General features: G+C 70.8%; 16 protein-coding genes. 8 read left to right on the top strand and 8 right to left on the bottom strand.

Going from position 1 to position 18,211, the window contains the following annotated elements:
• Window positions 1–1,215 carry an acetate/propionate family kinase gene (locus JMJ55_RS13450; protein WP_202826052.1) on the top strand — a complete coding sequence of 405 codons (1,215 nt, stop codon included), beginning with the start codon at window positions 1–3 and terminating at the stop codon, window positions 1,213–1,215.
• Here JMJ55_RS13450 and JMJ55_RS13445 read toward each other — a convergent pair.
• Window positions 1,212–2,342: a CaiB/BaiF CoA transferase family protein gene (locus JMJ55_RS13445; RefSeq protein WP_202826051.1), complete on the bottom strand. Its 1,131-nt coding sequence runs from the start codon at window positions 2,340–2,342 to the stop codon at window positions 1,212–1,214. The two genes, JMJ55_RS13450 and JMJ55_RS13445, sit on opposite strands and share 4 nt — an antisense overlap.
• 124 nt (window positions 2,343–2,466) lie before the next feature.
• On the opposite strand from JMJ55_RS13445, the gene JMJ55_RS13440 reads away from it, so the two are divergent.
• Genes JMJ55_RS13440 through JMJ55_RS13420 form a run of 5 tightly spaced genes read left to right on the top strand, consistent with a single transcriptional unit; the run spans window position 2,467 to window position 7,109 of the window.
• Window positions 2,467–3,084, top strand: a complete 618-nt coding sequence (locus JMJ55_RS13440) for a TetR/AcrR family transcriptional regulator (RefSeq protein WP_202826050.1) — start codon at window positions 2,467–2,469, stop codon at window positions 3,082–3,084.
• Window positions 3,085–3,128: 44 nt separating this feature from the next.
• Complete coding sequence (locus JMJ55_RS13435; RefSeq protein ID WP_202826049.1) at window positions 3,129–4,334, top strand: CaiB/BaiF CoA transferase family protein; 1,206 nt, start codon at window positions 3,129–3,131, stop codon at window positions 4,332–4,334.
• A complete protein-coding gene (locus tag JMJ55_RS13430) occupies window positions 4,331–5,140 on the top strand; it encodes a crotonase/enoyl-CoA hydratase family protein (RefSeq protein ID WP_202826048.1) in 810 nt (269 codons plus the stop codon). Before JMJ55_RS13435 ends, JMJ55_RS13430 begins: the two co-directional genes overlap by 4 nt.
• Window positions 5,137–6,108: a Bug family tripartite tricarboxylate transporter substrate binding protein gene (locus tag JMJ55_RS13425; protein WP_202826047.1), complete on the top strand. Its 972-nt coding sequence runs from the start codon at window positions 5,137–5,139 to the stop codon at window positions 6,106–6,108. The genes JMJ55_RS13430 and JMJ55_RS13425 overlap by 4 nt, the downstream gene beginning before the upstream one ends.
• Window positions 6,109–6,116: 8 nt before the next feature.
• Entirely contained in the window at window positions 6,117–7,109 is a 993-nt protein-coding gene (locus JMJ55_RS13420) for an NADPH:quinone oxidoreductase family protein (RefSeq protein WP_202826046.1), read from the top strand.
• A 17-nt stretch (window positions 7,110–7,126) separates the two neighbouring features.
• On the opposite strand, the gene JMJ55_RS13415 is transcribed toward JMJ55_RS13420, so the two are convergent.
• Window positions 7,127–8,110, bottom strand: coding sequence for a Bug family tripartite tricarboxylate transporter substrate binding protein (locus JMJ55_RS13415; protein WP_202826045.1), 984 nt, complete (start codon window positions 8,108–8,110; stop codon window positions 7,127–7,129).
• Window positions 8,111–8,205: 95 nt separating this feature from the next.
• Between JMJ55_RS13415 and JMJ55_RS13410 the strand changes: the two genes are divergently transcribed.
• On the top strand, window positions 8,206–8,376 hold the full coding sequence (locus JMJ55_RS13410; protein WP_202826044.1) for a hypothetical protein: 171 nt from the start codon (window positions 8,206–8,208) through the stop codon (window positions 8,374–8,376).
• Between the two features lie 10 nt (window positions 8,377–8,386).
• Here the strand turns inward: JMJ55_RS13410 and JMJ55_RS13405 are convergent, their stop codons facing one another.
• The 5 genes from JMJ55_RS13405 to JMJ55_RS13385 are packed head-to-tail and all read right to left on the bottom strand — an operon-like array spanning window position 8,387 to window position 14,081.
• The gene (locus JMJ55_RS13405) at window positions 8,387–8,875 is read right to left on the bottom strand and encodes a cupin domain-containing protein (protein ID WP_202826043.1); all 489 of its coding nucleotides are present in this window, start codon (window positions 8,873–8,875) and stop codon (window positions 8,387–8,389) included.
• 55 nt (window positions 8,876–8,930) lie between these two features.
• Window positions 8,931–9,626 (bottom strand): 4'-phosphopantetheinyl transferase family protein, encoded by a 696-nt coding sequence (locus JMJ55_RS13400; protein ID WP_202826042.1) that lies wholly within the window; start codon window positions 9,624–9,626, stop codon window positions 8,931–8,933.
• Between the two features lie 5 nt (window positions 9,627–9,631).
• A complete protein-coding gene (locus tag JMJ55_RS13395; protein WP_202826041.1) occupies window positions 9,632–10,789 on the bottom strand; it encodes an ABC transporter ATP-binding protein in 1,158 nt (385 codons plus the stop codon).
• A 27-nt stretch (window positions 10,790–10,816) separates the two neighbouring features.
• A complete protein-coding gene (locus tag JMJ55_RS13390) occupies window positions 10,817–11,689 on the bottom strand; it encodes an ABC transporter permease (RefSeq protein ID WP_202826040.1) in 873 nt (290 codons plus the stop codon).
• Window positions 11,690–11,696: 7 nt separating this feature from the next.
• On the bottom strand, window positions 11,697–14,081 hold the full coding sequence (locus JMJ55_RS13385) for a condensation domain-containing protein (protein WP_202826039.1): 2,385 nt from the start codon (window positions 14,079–14,081) through the stop codon (window positions 11,697–11,699).
• Between the two features lie 249 nt (window positions 14,082–14,330).
• On the opposite strand from JMJ55_RS13385, the gene JMJ55_RS13380 reads away from it, so the two are divergent.
• A complete protein-coding gene (locus JMJ55_RS13380) occupies window positions 14,331–14,798 on the top strand; it encodes a GNAT family N-acetyltransferase (protein WP_202826038.1) in 468 nt (155 codons plus the stop codon).
• Between the two features lie 11 nt (window positions 14,799–14,809).
• Here the strand turns inward: JMJ55_RS13380 and JMJ55_RS13375 are convergent, their stop codons facing one another.
• Window positions 14,810–18,115 (bottom strand): non-ribosomal peptide synthetase, encoded by a 3,306-nt coding sequence (locus JMJ55_RS13375; protein ID WP_202826037.1) that lies wholly within the window; start codon window positions 18,113–18,115, stop codon window positions 14,810–14,812.
• Window positions 18,116–18,211: the final 96 nt, after the last annotated feature.

Below are 18,211 nucleotides of genomic sequence, written 5' to 3'. Positions count from 1 at the left end.
ATGCCCGATGCCGTCCTGACCCTGAATGCCGGCTCCTCCAGCCTCAAATTCGCCCTGCATGAGATCGCCGGTGCGGCCGAGGCCTCGCGCGCGGTGGTGCGAGGCGCGATCGAGGGCATCGGCACGGCGCCGCATTTCCTGGCGCACGACGCCGCCGGCGCGATGCTGGAGGAGCGGCGCTGGCCGGACGGCGCGGCGCTGCCGCATGAGGCGCTGCTGGACACGCTGCTTGCCTGGGTGGAGGCGCATCTCTGCACCGAGCGGCTGGTTGCGGTCGGCCATCGCGTGGTGCATGGCGGGGACCTGCATGCCGGGCCGGCCCTGGTCACGCCGGTGGTGCTGGCGGGGCTGGAGACGCTCTCCCCGCTCGCGCCGCTGCACCAGCCGCACAACCTGGCGCCGATGCGCGCCATTGCCGCCCTGCGGCCCGGCCTGCCGCAGGTGGCCTGCTTCGACACCGCCTTCCACCGCACCATGCCCGCGGTCGCCGCCCGCCTGCCGCTGCCCCGGCGCTTCGCCGAGGAGGGGGTGCGCCGCTATGGCTTCCACGGCCTGTCCTACGAATACATCGCCGAGCGTTTGCGGGAGGCCGCGCCGGATCTCGCTGCCGGCCGGGTGGTCGCCGCGCATCTCGGCAATGGCGCCAGCCTCTGCGCCCTGCGGGACGGGCGGAGCCTCGACACCACCATGGGCTTCACCGCGCTCGATGGGCTGATGATGGGCACGCGCAGCGGCAGCCTCGATCCTGGCGCGGTGCTGCATCTGCAGCAGCGGCACGGGCTGTCGGCGGCGCAGGTCGAGCACCTGCTCTATCACGAGAGCGGCCTGCGCGGCGTCTCCGGCCTATCCGGCGACATGCGCGACCTGCTGGCGAGCGATACGGCGGCGGCGCGGGAGGCGGTGGAGCTCTTCGTCTTCCGCTTGGCGCGCGAAGCCTCGGCGCTGGCGGCTTCGCTCGGTGGGCTGGACGGGATCGTCTTCACCGCCGGCATCGGCGAGCATGCGCCGGCGATCCGCGCCGCGGCCTGCGAAAGGCTGGCCTGGCTCGGCCTGGTGCTGGACCCGGCGGCCAATGCGCGGGGGGAGATGGTGATCAGCGCGCCGAGCAGCCGGGTGAGGGCGCTCGTCATTCCGACGAATGAGGAGGCGATGATCGCGCGCCACACCTTGCGGACCCTTGCCGCATCCCGGCAGGGGGAGCCTGCCTCGGCCTAGGCGGTGAATTCGGCGCGGATGGTCGCCCCATCCGCATCCAGCGCCGGCACTCGGCCGGTCGACAGCGGCGCATCCGCATGCCGGGCGGGCGGCACCGGCACCATCACCTCTCCCGCCGGCGTGGCCACGGGCATCATCTCGAGCTGTGGATGGCGGGCGAGGCCGGCCACGTCGTTGACCCGCGCGCAGGCGATCCCGGCCGCGGTCAGTTCCGCGATCGCGGCATCGGCCATCCGCCCGCCCAGCCAGGCCGCGACGGCCGCGTCGACCTCCGCCCGGTGTTTCACCCGGCCGGTATTGGCTCGCAACTCCTCCCGTGCCGCCAGGTCCGGGCGCCGCAGCACGCCCTCCGCCAAGCGCTGCCATTCGGCGTCGTTCTGCACGCCCACCAGCACCAGTTGGCCATCGCCCGCGGGGAAGGCGCCATAGGGCGCGATCAGCGGGTGCGAGAGGCCGACACGGGGCCAGATCGTGCCCCGATAGGCATGGTGCAGCAGCGGCACCGCCATCCACTCCGCCATGGCGGCGAACATCGAGACATGAATGGCCGAACCCTCGCTTGTGATGGCGCGCTGCAACAGCGCCTCGAGGATGGCGGCATGGGCGGCAAGGCCCGCCGCCACATCGCAGGCCGAGACGCCGATGCGGCCCGGCGCCTCCGGCGTGCCCGTGACTGAGGCGATGCCGCTCTCGGCCTGCACCAGCAGATCATAGGCCCGCATCCCGGCATAGGGCCCCTGCGGCCCGTAGCCGCTGATGGCGCAGGTGATCAGGCGGGGATGCGCGGCTCGCAGTGCCGCGTCGCCGAAGCCGGCCCGCGCCGCGGCGCCCGGGCCGAGATTCTGGATGAAGACATCGGCGCCGGCGAGGATGCGGTGCAGCAGCGCCGCATCCTCCGGTCGGGTGAGGTCGAGCGCGATGGATTCCTTGCCGCGGTTCGCCCAGACGAAATAGGCGCTCTCGCCATCCACCACGCTGTCATAGCCGCGGGCGAAGTCGCCGGCGCCCGGCCGTTCGACCTTGATGACGCGCGCCCCGGCATCGGCCAGGCGGCAGCTCGCCATCGGCGCCGCCAGGGCCTGTTCCAGGCTGACGACCAGCAAGCCCTGCAAGGGACGTCCTGCCATCCTCTTCTTCCTCCCGCCTGCCGGTCTTTGCCAGGGCCGCGGCGCAGGCTACTATACTACCCGGTATGTCGAAAGGGCTTGTGGGCAGGGCATGGGCGCGAAACCGGGACGGGCGACGGATGCCGTGGAAAGCTTGCCCTCGCGGCGGGAGGAGATCCTGGATGCAGCGGCCGAAGCCTTCATGACGCTCGGCTTCGCCGCCACCTCGATCGATTCCATCTGCGCCGCGCTCGGCCTGACCAAGGGCAGCGTCTACTACCACTTCCGCAGCAAGTCGGACCTGTTCTTCGCCGTGCACCGGCGCGCGATGGAACGCACCCGGGTGGCGCTGACCGGGGCCGCGCCGGATGCGCCGCCGGCCGAGCGGCTGCATGCCATGGCCTTCGCCCATGCCATGCTCATCATGGAACACCTGCCGGATCTGCGCGTGGCGGCGCTCGGCCTCGAGATGCATCTGATGGTCCGCACCACCGCGGCGGAGCGGGCCGATCTGGAGGAGCTGGTGGCGCTGCGAGACGCCAATGAACGGCTCTATGTCGCCGTGATCGAGGAAGGCGTGGCCCGCGGCGTCTTCCGCAAGGTCGACCCGCGCCTGGCAAGCAAACCACTGCTGGGGGCGCTGAACTGGACCTCCCGCTGGTACCAGCCGCGGCCGCGCCAGCGCCGGGCAGATCGCGCGGCCATTGCGACGGAGCTCGCGGATTTCGTCCTCGGTGGGCTGCTACACCGGAGCACTTGCTAACATACCGAGTAGTATGTAGCCTCCTGCTCGTGGAGGAGGCGCCGATGGACGCCGATAACGAAGAACCGCCCTTCCGGGGCGTGACGGTGCTGGACGTATCTCAGGGCTTTGCCGGCCCGTCCTGCGCGGGCATGCTCGCCTTGCAGGGCGCCACGGTGGTGAAGGTGGAGCCGCCGGAGGGCGACTGGGCGCGCCATATCGGCGCCCGCTACGGCGACAACACCGCCTTCGGCCTGGTGCCGAACCAGGGCAAGCGCAGCATCTGCATCGACGCCGCGAAGCCCGAGGGACGTGCCCTGCTACGGCGCTTGGCGCTCGGCGCCGATGTCCTCGTGCAGAATTTCCGTGCCGGGGTGGCGGAGCGGCTGGGCATCGGCGCCGAGGCGCTGCGGGCCGAGAAGCCCGAGCTGATCCATGTCACCATCACCGGCTTCGGCACAACTGGCGACTGGGCCCGGCGCCCGGCGACCGACACCATCCTGCAAGGCTATACCGGGCTGATGACCCTGGTCGGCGGCGCGGGCAACCCGCCGCGGCGGGTGGATTTCTCGCTGATCGATGTGGTGGCCGGCGTCCAGGCGGCGCAGCGTGTCGCCGCAGCGCTGTACCGGCGGGCCACCGGGCGCGGCGGGGCCCGCATCAGCCTGTCGCTGCTGGAAGTCGCCGCGGCGCTGCAGGCGGCGCCGATCCTGGACCGCGCCCTGCAACAGGCGATGGGCGACGCCACCGGCCCGGCCGCGCCGCTCGGCGCCCCGATCGGCGTCTTCGCCACGGCGGATGGCCATATCAACCTCTCCTGCGTCGGGGAGCGCATGTTCGCCGGCATCGCCCGCGCCCTTGGCGTCCAAACCTGGCTGGAGGATCCCGGCTTCGCCACGGCGCAGCAGCGGCTGGAACGGGCGGCGGAGATCAATGCCGAAACTGCCCGGTGCCTGCCGGCGCGGAGCACGGCGGAGTGGATCGCCGCCTTCGCGCGGGAGGACGTGCTCTGCGGCCCGGTCCAGGACCATGCCGCGCTGCTGGCGGATCCGCAGGCAGCGGCGATCGGCCTCTTCGCCTCGCTGGATCTCCCCGCGCTCGGCCTGACGGTGCCGGTCCCGCGGCTGCCCGGCGAAGCTCCGCCAGCGGCGCCCCGCTGCGTGCCCGGCTGCGGCGAGCACAGCACCGCCATCCTGAAGGAAGCGGGCCTGACCGCCGCCGAGATCGCCGCGCTGCTCGACTGCGGCGTCGTGCGGCAGGCCGCGGCATGAGCGGCCCCTTGGAACTCGCCGGCGGCAAGGTGCTGGTGGCGCGGGATGGCGTCGTCACCATCATCACCATCAACCGGCCGGAACGGCGCAACGCGGTGGACAACGACACCGCGGCGGCGCTCACCCAGGCCTTCCGGGCCTTCGATGCCGATCCGGCCAGCCGGGTGGCGGTGTTGACCGGTGCTGGCGGCAGCTTCTGCGCCGGCGCCGATCTCAAGGCCCTGGCCGATGGCGCGATGTATCCGCCCTGGGCCGGCGATCCCGATGGGCCCTGCCACGATCTGCTCTCCAAGCCGCTGATCGCCGCGGTGGAGGGCTATGCCTGCGCCGGCGGGCTCGGCCTCGCCCTGCGCTGCGATCTGCGCGTCGCGGCCGAGGGCGCGCGCTTCGCCGTGCTGTCCCGCCGCTGGGGCGTGCCGATGAGCGATGGCACCACCATCCGCCTGCCGCGGCTGATCGGCCAGGGCCGGGCGCTCGACATGCTGCTGACGGCCCGCGAGGTGCCGGCGGAGGAGGCCTGCGACATCGGCCTCGCCGACCGGCTGGCGCCGCGCGGCGGCGCCCTGGCAGCCGCGACGGAGCTGGCCCGGCTGATCGCCGGCTTCCCGCAGGGCGCCATGCGGGCCGACCGCGCCTCGCTCTATGCCGGGCTGGACCTGCCGCTGGCCGAGGCCCTGGCGCGGGAGACGCAGATCTCCGCCGCCGCCCGCGCCACCGAGGCTGGTGATGGCGCCCGCCGCTTCGCCGATGGCGCCGGCCGCCACGGCCAGCTTCCGCCCGCATCCCCCGCAGGAGAGCATCCATGAGGAAGGCATTGGCGCTCGCGCTGGCGCTGCTGGGCCTGGCCGGCCCGGCACGGGCCGAGGAAGCCTATCCCGCCCGCCCGGTCCGCGTGGTCCTGCCCTTCGCGCCGGGCGGGCCGACCGATGTCGTCGGGCGGCTGATGTCGGACCGGCTGTCCGGCGCGCTCGGCCAGCGCTTCCTGGTGGAGAACCGGCCCGGCGGCGGCGGCAACATCGCGGCCGAGGCCGTGAAGCTGGCGCCGGCCGATGGCCATACGCTGATCTTCGCCACCGTCTCCGCGATGGGGGTGAACCCGGCGCTGCAACGCGCCGCGCCCTATGACCCGGTGCGGGATTTCGTCGCCGTGGCGCAGGTCGGGACCACGCCGATCGTCCTCGTCGTCCATCCCTCGCTGCCGGTGACGGATCTGGCCTCGCTCACGGCCTATCTGCGCCAGCCCGGCCAGGCCTTCACCTATGGCTCCGCCGGGAGCGGCTCGGTCACGCATCTGGCCGGGGAGCTGCTGCGCGCCCGCCTCGGCATCGCCGACCTGCCGCATGTCTCCTATCGCGGCTCCGGGCCGATGCTGGTGGATCTGATGGCCGGGCGGCTGACCTTCGGCTTCGATCCACTGCCGACCAGCGCCGGGCATATCCGCAGCGGCGCCCTGCGGCCGGTCGGCATGGCGACGGCGCAGCGCGCCAACGCGCTGCCCGAGATTCCGACGCTGCAGGAACAGGGCCTCGCGGATTTCGACGTCGGCTCTTGGTATGCCTTCTTCGCCCCGGCCGGCACGCCGGCCGCGGTGGTAAACCGGCTGAACCGGGCGGTGAACACCCTGCTGCAGGACGAAGCCTTGCTGGTGCGGCTGCGGGAGCTGGGCGTGGATCCCACCCCGGACCTCTCCCCCGCCCAGGTCGGCGAGTTGGTGCGGGCCGAGGCGGCGAAATGGGCCGCCGTGGTGCGGCTGTCCGGCACCAGCATGGAATGAGGCCAGCCATGCGCGCCATCCTGTGCCGCCGCCATGGCGACTACCGCGACATGCAGGTCGAGGAGGTGGCCGCGCCGGTCCCGGGCCCCGGCGAGGTCAGCATCGCGGTGCAGGCCGCGGGCGTCAGCTTCGCCAATATCCTGGCGATTGCCGGGCAGCATCAGAACCGGGCCGAGCCGCCCTTCATCCCCGGCACCGAGGTGGCCGGCACCGTGCTTGCCTGCGGGACGGGCGTGACCGGCCTGGCGCCGGGCCAGCGGGTGATGGCCGCCCTGCCGCGGGGCGGCTTCGCGGAACAGGCGGTGGCGCGCGCCGAGGTCACCTGCGCAATTCCGGACAGCCTTGGCTTCGCGGCGGCGACGCTGTTCCCGACCATCTACGGCACCGCCTATACCGCGCTCGTCGCCGAGGCGCGGCTGGAGGCCGGGGAGACCCTGCTGGTGCATGGTGCGGCCGGCGCCAGCGGCCTAGCCGCGGTGCAGCTCGGCCGGGCGCTCGGTGCACGCGTCATCGCCTGCGCCAGCACGCCGGAGAAATGCCGGGCCGCCCTGGATGCCGGGGCGGCGCATGCCGTGGCGCCAGGCGAGTTCCGCGAGGAGGTGCTGGCCCTGACCGGGGGGCGCGGCGTGGATGTGGTCTTCGATCCGGTCGGCGGCGCCGCCTTCACGCAATCCCTGCGCTGCATGGCGCCGGAGGCCCGGTTGCTGGCGATCGGCTTCGCCTCGGGCGAGATCCCGCAGGTGCCCGCGAACCTGCTGCTGGTGAAGAACATCGCGGTGATCGGGGTCTATTGGGGCTACTACACCGGCTGGGCGCGGCAGCCGCCGAGCGCCCGCGCCCGGCGCCGCGTCGCCGAGGGCTTCGCGGCGCTGTTCCGGCTGTTCGAGGAGGAGCGGATCGCCCCGCTGGTCCAGGCGGAATTCCCCTTCGACCGCTTCGCCGAGGCGCTGGGGATCGTCGAGGGGCGGGCCGCCATAGGCAAGGTGGTGCTCACGCCCTGACGGCTCCCAGCTGGGCGCTATTCCGGCTTGATGCCTGCGGTCTGGATCACCTTCCGCCAGCGCTCCACCTCCTCGCGCTGGAAGGCGGCATAGGCCTCCGGTGAGTTCGCCTCGATCGTGAAGCCGATCTGCTCCAGCCGCTGGCGTCCCTCGGGGTGGCGCAGCGCCTCGGTCGCCGCCGCATGCACCCGCCGGACCAGTGGCGCCGGCATGCCGGGCGGGGCCATCAGCGCCTGCCAGGAGGTCACGACGAAATCCCGCATCCCCGCTTCGGCGGCGGTCGGCACCCCCGGCAGCACCGGATGGCGCTCGGCGCTGGTGACCATGATCGGGCGCAGCCGCCCGCCCTGGATATGCGCCGCCACCGTGCCGAGATTTTGGAAGCTCAGCTCCACCGTGCCGGCGATCAGGTCGGTCGCGGCCGCCGCGCCGCCGGCATAGGGCACATGGGTCGGGTCGGTATCCGTGAGCTGCTTGAAGAGCTCCATCGTCATCTGGTCGGAGGAGCCGACGCCGCTGGTCGAATAGCTGGTGCGGCCGCGATTCCGCCGCAGCCAGTCGATCAGGCTGCGCAGATCGGTGGCGGGCACCTTGTCCGGATTCACCACCAGGACATTCGGCGTGGTGACCGCCAGGGTGATGGGGGAGAAGGCCAGCGGGTCGTAGCCGAGATTGGGCCGCAGCGCGGCATTGATGGCGAAGACGCCGATCGAGCCGACCAGCAGCGTATGCCCATCGGGCTGCGCCCGGGCCAGCAGGCGGGACGCGACCTCGCCATTCGCCCCGGCGCGGTTCTCGACCACCACCGGCTGGCTGAGGGATTGCCCGGCATATTGCGCGATCACGCGGGCAACGGTGTCGGAGGGGCCGCCGGCGACGAAGGGCACGAGGATGGTGACGGGGCGGCTGGGCCAGGCATCAGCCCCGGACTGCTGCGCACGGGCAGCAAAGGGACTGGCCGCGACGGCGGCGCCGAGGGCGAGGGCATGACGGCGGAGCATGGGCGACACGTTTTCTCCCGGGCGGGTATTGCTTGGCCGCCATGATGCGGGCCCGTCGCGCCCCTGGCCACCCCCCGGGCGGGACTTTGTTACCGGTGGCTTGCCGCGGCCGCTTCGCTCCTCACCCCGTCGAAGAAGGCGACGGCACCAGCACGGTCGTCCAACGGCTGGAAGGGGCGCTGGAGACGGTCCTCGGCACGCCGGAGCTGCTGCGCTTCCTGGCGCAGGAGGGCGCCGCCCCCAGCCGCATGAACTCCCGCACCTGATGGCTGCGCCTCAGCCGGTCGCCTGCTCGGCGTCTTTCGTGTCCGGATTGGGCGCCGTCGGGTCCGGCGGCAGGGCAGCGGCGGCGGTGCCGCCGGGCGGTGGCTCCGCCCGTGTCTCCGCCTGCTCCTCCGCCGGGTGGAAGTCGAAGCGGCCGTCGCGCGACTGCCATTGCTGCACCGTCAGCACCTTCGCCCCGCCCCGGCTCTCATGCGGGCCATGCACGACGCCCGGGGCATGGGTCAGGAAGGCGCCGACGCCCAGCGACTGGCCGGCTTCGATCAGGTCGCCTTCCAGCACGTAATGCATCTCGGGACCGGCGCGATGGAAATGCGCCGGGATGCGGCCGCCTGGCGGCAGGTGGACGATGGTGGTGACGACGCCCTTCGCCGTGTCCTCGTTGAGGATCTGCACCAGGAACGGCCCGCCGGTCGCGCCTGGAATCTCGAAGGGCGTGGCTTCGATGCCCTCGGCGCCCAGCACCAATCTTGCCGGATCCATTCTATCGCCCTTCCGCTGCACTGGTCCGGTGCCAACGCCGCCTGGTCGGGGGAGTTTAGAGCCGCGGCTGTTCCGCAGCCTGGGCCACGGCACCGACATAGCCGGGCGCCGGCAGCACGGTCTCGACCTGCCAGCGGGACCTGCAGCAGGGAAGGGCGACCTGGCATCCCATGGCGTCGTCCGGTGCCAGCAGCACCTCGACCTCCGGCGGCGGGATGGCAAGACCTTGCCCGGTCGCCTTCAGGATCGCCTCCTTGCGGGTCCAGACGCGCAGGAAGACCTCCCGCCGCATCCCGGGCGCGACCTGTGCGAAGACCGTGCGCTCCCGCAGAGAGAAGACCGACCCGGCCAGGGCCTCGACATCCAGCGGCGCTGCCAGCCATTCGAGATCCACCCCGAGGGGCCGCGCCGCGACGCCGATCAGCGCCAGCTCCTCCGCATGCGAGAGGCTGAACTGCAGCCCCCGGCCGCCCTCCGCCAGCACGGGCTTGCCACCGGCTTCGGTCTGGAAGGCCAGGTCGGCCGGCCGCAGGCTGAGGAGCGACCCGAGCACCGATCGCAGCGCCGCATGGCTGGCGACATAGCGCCGGGCATCGCGTTCGAAGGCGAAGCGCTGCGCGCGGCCCTGCTCCTCGGCCGAGAGCAGGGGAAGCCATGCTTGCCAATCCGGGATGTCCAGCTTGGCATGCCAGAGCCGAACCTCCGCGCCCAGGGCGACCGGCAAGGGCACCGTATCGAGGCCCCCTGGCATGGGGATCAGGCCGAGGTGGTCAGCGGCGGGGTGCGGATGCGGGCGCTGTGCTCGAGGTAGAAATCGCCGCGCACAACCGTCCCGGCGCCCACGCGCAGCATGAGGCAGCGGGGGCGCGACAGCAAGACCTCGCCCCGCCTCTCGATGGTGAGGTCGGTGCTGTAGAGGCCGCGCTGCATGGTCAGCATCGGGCAATCGAATTCCAGCTGCCCCGGCCCCTGTTCCAGCCGCAGCCCCGGCCCGGCGGATAGTTCCGTGCAGAGGTACCCGCTCGGCCAGTTGAAGGACAGCCGCACCACGACATCCTCCAGCGGCTCCCGCGCCTCGTAGGACAGGCAGCAGCGGAAGGGCTTGCCGGTTGCGACCGGGCCGGTGCCATCGGTGCCGAAGGTCAGCCCGGTCACGGTGATCGGCCCCGGCGCCTCGCTGTGATCCTGCGCGAGCAGGCCCTGGACCGAAGCCTGGTAGGCCTCGACCACGTCGCGCGGATCGCCATCCTGCAGGATGCGCCCGCGGCTGAGGAGGATCGCCCGGCTGCATATCCGCTCGATGGCCGCCAGGTCGTGCGAGATCAGCAGCACGGTCTTGCCCGCCTGCCGCAGCTCCTCGATGCGCTGGAAGCAGCGGGCCTGGAAGGCGACGTCCCCGACCGCCAGAACCTCGTCCAGCAGCAGGATATCCGCATCGAGATGCGCGGCGATGGAGAAGCCGAGCCGCACGAACATGCCCGAGGAATAGCGCTTCACCGGCACGTCGAGGAAGCTGCCCATCTCGGCGAAGTCGACGATGCTCGGCAGCTTGCGCGCGATCTCGCGGTAGTTCATGCCGAGGATCGCGCCGTTGAGGAAGATGTTCTCCCGGCCCGTCAGATCCGGCTGAAAGCCGGCGCCGACCTCGACCAGCGAGGCCAGCCGGCCATTGATCTCGATCTCGCCCTCGGTCGGCGCGGTGATGCCCGAGAGCAGCTTGATCAGCGTGGTCTTGCCCGACCCGTTCGGGCCGATGACGCCGAGCGCCTCGCCACGGCGGATCTCGAAGCTCACATCCCTGAGGGCCCAGAAGGGCTCCTGCCCGGGCAGCAGGCCGAACAGGCGCCGCCGGCCCTGGCCGTGATCCGGCACCCGGAAGCGCTTCGAGACCTTGCTGACGCGCACATCGATCATGCTTCGGATCCCGCGATCAGCGATTGGCTACATCTCGTCAACGATCTTCGCCTCCAGCCGCTTGAAGGTCCAATAGGCGAAGAGGAAGAAGGCGGCGCCCGTGACCGCGCAATAGGCCAGGCCGCCAGCCGACGGCACCTGGCCTTCCAGCACCGCATGCCGGAAGTCGTCCACCAGGATGGCGAGCGGATTGGCCCAGTAATACGGGCGGAACCAGGCCGGCACCGCCGCGGCGGGATAGACGACCGGCGCCGTGAACATCAGCACCTGCAGCATCAGCGGCAGGGTGACATTGATGTCGCGGACGCGCACCTGCACCGCAGAGAGCAGCAGGCAGAGCGCCGAGGCGTGCAGGGTCAGGATGGCGATGACCGGAATGGCAGACAGCGCCCAGGGCGAGATCGGCATCCCATAGGGCAGCAGCATGCCCAGCAGCACCAGCAGCGCCACCAGGAAATCGAACAGCGCCGCCGCGACATAGGACAGCGGCACGATCTCCCGCGGGAAATAGACCTTCGCCATCAGCGACTGGTGGGACAGCATCCCGCCGGCCGCGGTGCTCATCGCGGTCGAGCAGAAGCTCCAGGGCAGCAGCCCGGCCATGACATAGAGCGGGTAGGGCACCGGCGCCGTGTCATAGCCGACGACATGCGAGAAGATCGCGGCATAGAGCAGCATCAGCACCAGGGGCTGCAGCACGGCCCAGAGCCAGCCCAGCACCGATTGCCGGTAGCGGATCTTCATCCGGGTCGCGGTCATGGCGCGGAACAGGCCCGTGTAGCGGGCGAGGGAGGCCAGGTCGTCGGGGACGGAGCCGAGGAAGGGCCGCGTCGGCCGGATCACCGTCCTCGGCCGGCGAGCCTCGCCTGCGGCGCTCAGGATTTTCGCTTCGCTGTTCACGCGTCCCTCACTTGGCGGCCGGCTGACCGAGCGCCTGGCCGATCGCCTCGGCGATTTTTCGCTGGCTTTCCGCCTCGGCGAAGAAGGTGAGATGCCCGCCGGGCACGTCATGCACGCGGACGCGCTCCGCCCGGCTGTCCCAGCCCAGGGAGAAATCCCGGTAGAACCAGAGCCGGTCCCGGGCCCGGAAGAACTGGATCTCCCCGGCGAAGCGCCGGCTTTGCCGGTACTCCCGCACCGCCTGCCAGATCGCCGCCCAGATATCGATGTATTGCTGTTCCTCGGGCGTGACCGGCGGCCTCTCCGGCCGGAGCTCGCGGCGGAGGCGGCCGAGCCGCTCCCGCAGGCGGCCGGCGAGGGTGATCTCCACCGCGCGCCGCATGCGCCGGCTGAGCCGCCGCGTCCAGTGGATCTTCTCGTAATAGCCGTTCACCGGCGTGTCGAACTGCGCCAGCAGCGCCACCTGCCGTCCCTGGGCCTGAAGCTGCAAGGCGACCTCGAGCGCCAGGATGCCGCCATCGCATTGGCCTGCGAGGAGGTAGGGACCCTCCGGCTGGATGGCCAGGATTTCCGGCAGGAACTCGGCCGCGATCTCGGGGAGGGTGGTCAGCAGCGCCTGGCCCTCGAGCAGGCGCTGCTCCTGCAGGGCGAAGAGGTCGAGCTGGAAGAAGGGCTGGTCGGGTTCCAGCGCCCGGCTGAGATCGCGGAATTCCTGGGTGGAGCCACCGACGAAGAGCGGCGGATGCCTCCCTCCCTCGAAGATCGGGATCACCCTGGAGCGCGGTCGGTCTTCCAGGCGCAGCCGCCGAGCCATCCCCTCGACGGTCGGTTCCTGGAACAGCAGCGCGATGGGCACCTGCCGCCCCAGGGCGCGGCTGATCTCATGGGCCACCGCGATCGCCTGCAGCGAATGGCCGCCCAGGTCGAAGAAGTCGATGCCGGAATGGGGCGGGCGGCGTCGCAGCACCTTCTCCCAGATATCCGCGACAGTGTCTTCCAGGGCGAGGTCCGCGGCGCTCTTGGCGGCAGGCCGTGGCCGCGGCGCTGGCCTCGGCAGCGGCGCTGCCGCCGGTCGCGCGGTCGCCCAGGGCCCGGAGGGGGGCGCGAATTCCGCGATCCGCCGCCCCGGCTGCGCCGCCACCTCCGCCAGCAGGCGGATGTAATGCTCCAGCAGGCCGGTGACCTGCTCGGCGGTGAAGAGCCCGGTCCGGTATTCGGCGCGCACCCAGCCGGCGCCCGAGGGTTCCTCGATGACGCTGACGCCGAGGCCGAAGGGCGCCGCCGCGGCCTCGAGCACATAGGGGGCCGCGGTCAGGGGGCCGAAGCGTTCCATCGGCGCCGCGGCGGGAACCGAGGCAAAGAGGATCTCGAAGATCGGGTTGCCGCCGGCGACCCGCGTGGGATGCAGCGCCTGCACCAGCCGGTCGAAGGGCACATCCTCATGCGCCAGCGCCTCGACCATCGCCCCCTTCACCTGGGCCAGCAACTCAGCGAAGGCAGGATTGCCGGACAGGTCGGTGCGGACCACCACGATATTGGTGAAGAGCCCGATGACATCCTCGAACTCGACCTGGTTGCGCCTGGCGGCGGGAACCCCGACGACCTGATCCTCCCGGCCGGAGATCTGCCAGAGCATGACCAGGAAGGCCGTCAGCGACAGCGTGAAGATCGTGGCGCCCTGGCGTGAGGCGGATGCCTTCAGCGCGGAGACCAGCTCCGGGGGCATCCAGACGGCCCGGCTGGCGCCTGCGGCGGAGGGAGGTCCGTTCTCGGCAGCGCCGGCCAGGGAGGATGGCGCCGCGCTGTTGGCCAGCCGGCTGGCGTAGCGGGTCAGTTGCTGCTGGAACTCCTCCGTCTCCAGCCACTCCCGCTCCCACAGGGCGTAATCCGCATATTGCAGCGATGGTGGCGGCAATTCCGGGCGCATGCCCTGGCAGAAGGCCGCGTAGCAGGCGGCCAGCTCCCGCGCGAAGAGGCCGAGCGACCAGCCATCCGTGATGATGTGGTGCTGGGTGCAGAGCAGGATGTGCTGCTCCGGTCCCAGCCGGATCAGCAGCACGCGCAGCAGCGGCCCCGCCTTCAGGTCGAAGGGGGTATGGGCCGTCTGACAGGCAGCGGCATAGGCCGCCCGCTCCTGCTCCGGCGCATCCGCCAGATCCGTGATGGTCAGGACCCTTGGGCTGTCCTGATGAATGATCTGGACGGGTTCGCCCTCGACGACATCGAAGGTGGTCCGCAAGGCCTCATGCCGGCCGATGATGACCCGCAGGCCGAGTTCCAGCGCGGCCAGGTTCAGCGCGCCGCCCAGGCGCAGGCCGAAGCTGAGGTTGTTGGCCGCGGACGGGCCGGTGAATTGCTCCGCGAGCCAGATCCGCGCCTGCCCGGACGACATCGGGACGGCCTCGGGACCGTCGGGTCCAGCGGCAAGGGCGGCATCGTCTGGTCCGGAGCCGAGAATGGCCATTCCCCTTCAGCGCGAGGCAGCGGCAAGCTGTGGGAAAGGGGCAGGACGCCGCGGCCGGCCGATGCCGGGACACGGCTTCGTTTTCCGACCCGGGACAACGTGCCGACCCAGGTCGCGTTTCCGGCCGATAAGGTCGCCCGACACGGGTGCCACCGGACAGGATAGGGGAGCTGTCCCATGCCGAATTGGCTGAGCCGCCGCACCACCCAGCCGCCCGGGCCATCGGAGCCCCGGATCGTCCCTTCGGCCAACCTGACGACGGATCGCCAATGGATCCTGGACCAACTGGTGGCCTTCAACGACAGCCGTGCCGGCCCTTCGGGCTATGCGCCCTATGTCGTCCTCCTGCAGGGCCAGGCGGATGGCCGGCCGCTCGGCGGCCTCGCCGGGATGTCCTTCTACGACTGGTTCTATGTGGAACTGGTCTTCGTGCCGGAATCCCTGCGGCATCACGGCTGGGGCAGCCGGCTGCTGCGCGAGGCGGAAGCCGAGGCCACCCGGCGCCGCTGCGTCGGGATCTGGCTGGACACCTATGGCTTCCAGGCCCGGGACTTCTACGAGAAGCATGGCTACGAGGTCTTTGGGGTGCTGGATGACCATCCGCGGGGCAGCCAACGTTCCTTCATGCGCAAGCGCCTCGGCTGAACGGCGCATCCTCAGCCCTTCCGCACCTGCTGCAGCAGCTGCTCGATCTGCTCCGGCGACAGCTTGCTCAGCTCGGCGGCGAGGTGATCCATCTTCGGCTCATGCCGCGGCCGGATCGCGCGCAGGCGCGGCGCGGCGCCGCTGGCCTTCGCCTTCTCGATCTCCCGCGCCAGGCTCTCGATCGTCGGCGCGTTGAACAGGCTGCGGATCGAGACATCGACTTCGAATTGCCGGCGGATGCGGGCCAGGACCTGCATGCCCAGCAGCGAATGCCCGCCGAGATCGAAGAAATCCCGGGTCACCCCGACATCCGGCAGGTGCAGGAGTTCGCACCAGATCGCGGCGAGCCCGGCCTCCACCTCGTTCCGCGGCGCAACCTGCCGGGGCGAGGAGGCTGTGCCGGCGCTGGGTGGCGGCGGCAGGGTACGGCGGTCGATCTTCCCGCTCGGGAGCAGGGGCAGGTCGCGCATCTCGATGAAGACCGCCGGCACCATGTATTGCGGCAGCCGGCCCCGGAGGAAGGCGCGCAGCTCCTCGGCGGGCGGCATGACCCCGTCCTGGCCGACGACATAGGCGACGAGCTGCTTCGATGCCGGATCCGGCCCGGCCGTGGCGGCCAGCGCGGCCTGCCGGATGCCGGGATGCGCGGCGAGGCTGGCCTCCACCTCGCCAAGCTCGATGCGGTAGCCGCGGATCTTCACCTGGCCGTCCCGGCGGCCGAGATATTCGATGCTGCCATCCGCCAGGAAGCGGCCCTGGTCCCCGGTGGCGAAGAGGATGGGCGAGGCCTGGTCGAAGGGATTCGGCAGGAACCGTTCCGCGGTCAGGTCTGGCCGGCGCCAGTAGCCGGCCGACAGGCAATCGCCGCCGACATGGATCTGGCCCGTCACGCCGACCGGGACCGGTTCCATATGCTGGTCGAGGATATAGGCTTGGCTGTTGGCGATCGGCTTGCCGATCGGCACGGGCTCATCGCCGCGCAGCTCCCGCACCTCATGCCAGGTGACATCGGCGGCCACCTCGGAGGAGCCGTAGAGGTTGAGCAGGGTAGCGCCGGGGCATGCGGCGCGGAACCGCCGCGCCAGATCGTCCGGCAGGTATTCGCCGCTCGTGGTCCAGAGCCTGAGCTGCGGCAGCCGCGAACCGAGATCGGGCGCATGGTCCAGCAGCACCCGCAGCAGGGTCGGCACGAGCACGATCCGCGTCACGCCTTCCCTGGCCAGCAGGGCGATCAGGCTCTCGGGATCGACGACATGGTCGTCCGGGACGATGAGGTTCGGCACACCGCGCAGCAGCGGGCCGAACATCTCCCAGATGGAGTCCACGAAGCCGAGCGCCGTCTTCTGGCAGCAGACCTCCCCGGGCGCGAAGGGATAGGCGCGGTACATCCATTCGAAGCGGTTGATGGTGGCACGATGCCGGCCCATCACCCCCTTGGGGTCGCCGGTGGAGCCCGAGGTGTAGATGACATAGGCGAGCTCGCTGGCCGAGGCGGGGCTCGGCGGCGCATCCTGGCGCCCGATCCAGACGGGCGATTCCGGGTCCAGCAGGATCGCCTCGATGGTTCCGGGCAGCGTCGCGGCGAGGTCGCGCCGGGTCAGGATCTGCCGGCAGCCGCAATCGGCGATCAGGCGATGGAGCCTGGCCGAAGGCTGCGACACATCGAGCGGCACATAGGGATGCCCGGTCTTCAGGATGCCGAGGATGGCGGCGAAGGCCTCTGCCGAGCGGCCGAGATGGACCCCGATCGGCGCATCCGGCGGGATGTCGCGGCCGAGCAGCGCATGGGCAATGCTGTTGGCGCGGCGGTCGAGCTCGGCATAGGTGATGGGCTGGCCCGCTTCGACCAGGGCGGCGGAATTAGGCGTGCGGCGCGCCTGCGCCTCGAAGGCGGCCTCCAGGCGGAGATCCCGGGGGTAGTCGGCCGCGGTGCGGTTCCACTCCACAAGCATCCGCTCCCGCTCCGCGGCATCCAGCAGCGGCAGGCGCGAGACCGGGATCGTCGGAGATTCGATCGCGGCCGAGAGCAGGTTGGTGAAATGCCGTGCCATCCGCTCGATGGTCGGGGCCTCGAACAGGTCCTTGCTGTATTCGATCTGGCAGAAAAGGTGATCATCCTGCTCGACCACCTCCAGCGTGAGGTCGAATTTCGCCAGGCCGCTGTCGAATTCGAGTTCCTCGATCTCCAGCCCGGGCATGCGCGCCACCTGCTTCGGCGCATTCTGCAGGATGAACATCACCTGGAAGAGCGGCGCGTGGCTGCGGTTGCGTTCCGGCTTAAGCTGGGCGAGCAGCCGTTCGAAGGGCAGGTCCTGATGCGCATAGGCGCCGAGGGCGACTTCCCGCACCCGCTGCAGCACCTGCGGAAAGCTGCCATCGCCGGAGAGGTCCGTGCGCATGACCACGGTATTGACGAAGCAGCCGACGAGATGGGCGAGATCGGGATCGTTGCGCCCGGCAACAGGGGTGCCGACCGCGATGTCCTGGCTGCCGCTATAGCGTGACAGCAGGATCTGGAAGGCCGCCATTAGGCCCATGAAAAGCGTCGCACCCTCGCGCGCGCAGGCTTCCTTCAGGCGGGCGCTGAGCGCGGCGTCGATGGTGAAGCTGTGCAGCGCGCCGTAATGGCTCTGCGCTGCGGGCCGGCGGTGATCCGTCGGCAATTCCAGCAGATCGGCGGAGCCGCGGAGATGGCTTTCCCAATAGGCGATATCGGCGGCCAGCGCCTCATCGGTCAGATGATCCTGCTGCCAGCGCGCGAAATCGGAATAGTGCAGCGGCAGGGCGGGCAGGTTGGGTAGGCGGTTGGTGATGCGGCTTTCGTAGAGCTCGGCGATCTCCTCGAAGATGATGCTCATCGACCAGCCATCGGTGACGATGTGATGAATGACCAGCACCAGCATATGCTCCTCCGGCCCGAGCCGGAGCAGCAGGAGGCGCAGCAGCGGCGCGCGGCCGAGGTCGAAGACCTTGCGTCCTTCCTGCGCGGCGAGCCGCAGCGCTTCGGCCTCGGCCTCGGCGGCGGTCAGATGCGAGAGGTCGAGCGTGGGCAGGTCGATCGAAACCTTGTCCCGAACCTCCTGCAGGATTTCGCCATCCTGCTCGATGAAGCTCGTGCGCAGCACCTCATGGCGCTGGATCAGTGCCATAAAGCTGTCATGCAGGGCGGCGGTGTCGAGCCGGCCCTTGATCAGCAAGGCCCGTGGCAGGTTGTAGGCAGGCGTGTCCGGCTCGATCTGCTCCAGCATCCAGAACATGCGCTGCGCGAAGGAGGTCGGCGACAGGTTTCCTGCTTCCGCGTTCGTATTCAGGTTCATCGACCTCTTCCCATTGCCCTGCGGGCGCAATGGCCAAGCCTCAACGATGCTGATTTCCAGGGCAGAATATCGCCGCTGAGAGGCAATCTGCTAAAA

It is taken from the genome of Belnapia mucosa, assembly GCF_016775475.1.
In the GTDB taxonomy this organism is placed as follows: domain Bacteria; phylum Pseudomonadota; class Alphaproteobacteria; order Acetobacterales; family Acetobacteraceae; genus Belnapia; species Belnapia mucosa.
Note: the sequence above shows the minus strand (reverse complement) of the source record. Positions and strands in the feature narration are given on the sequence as shown.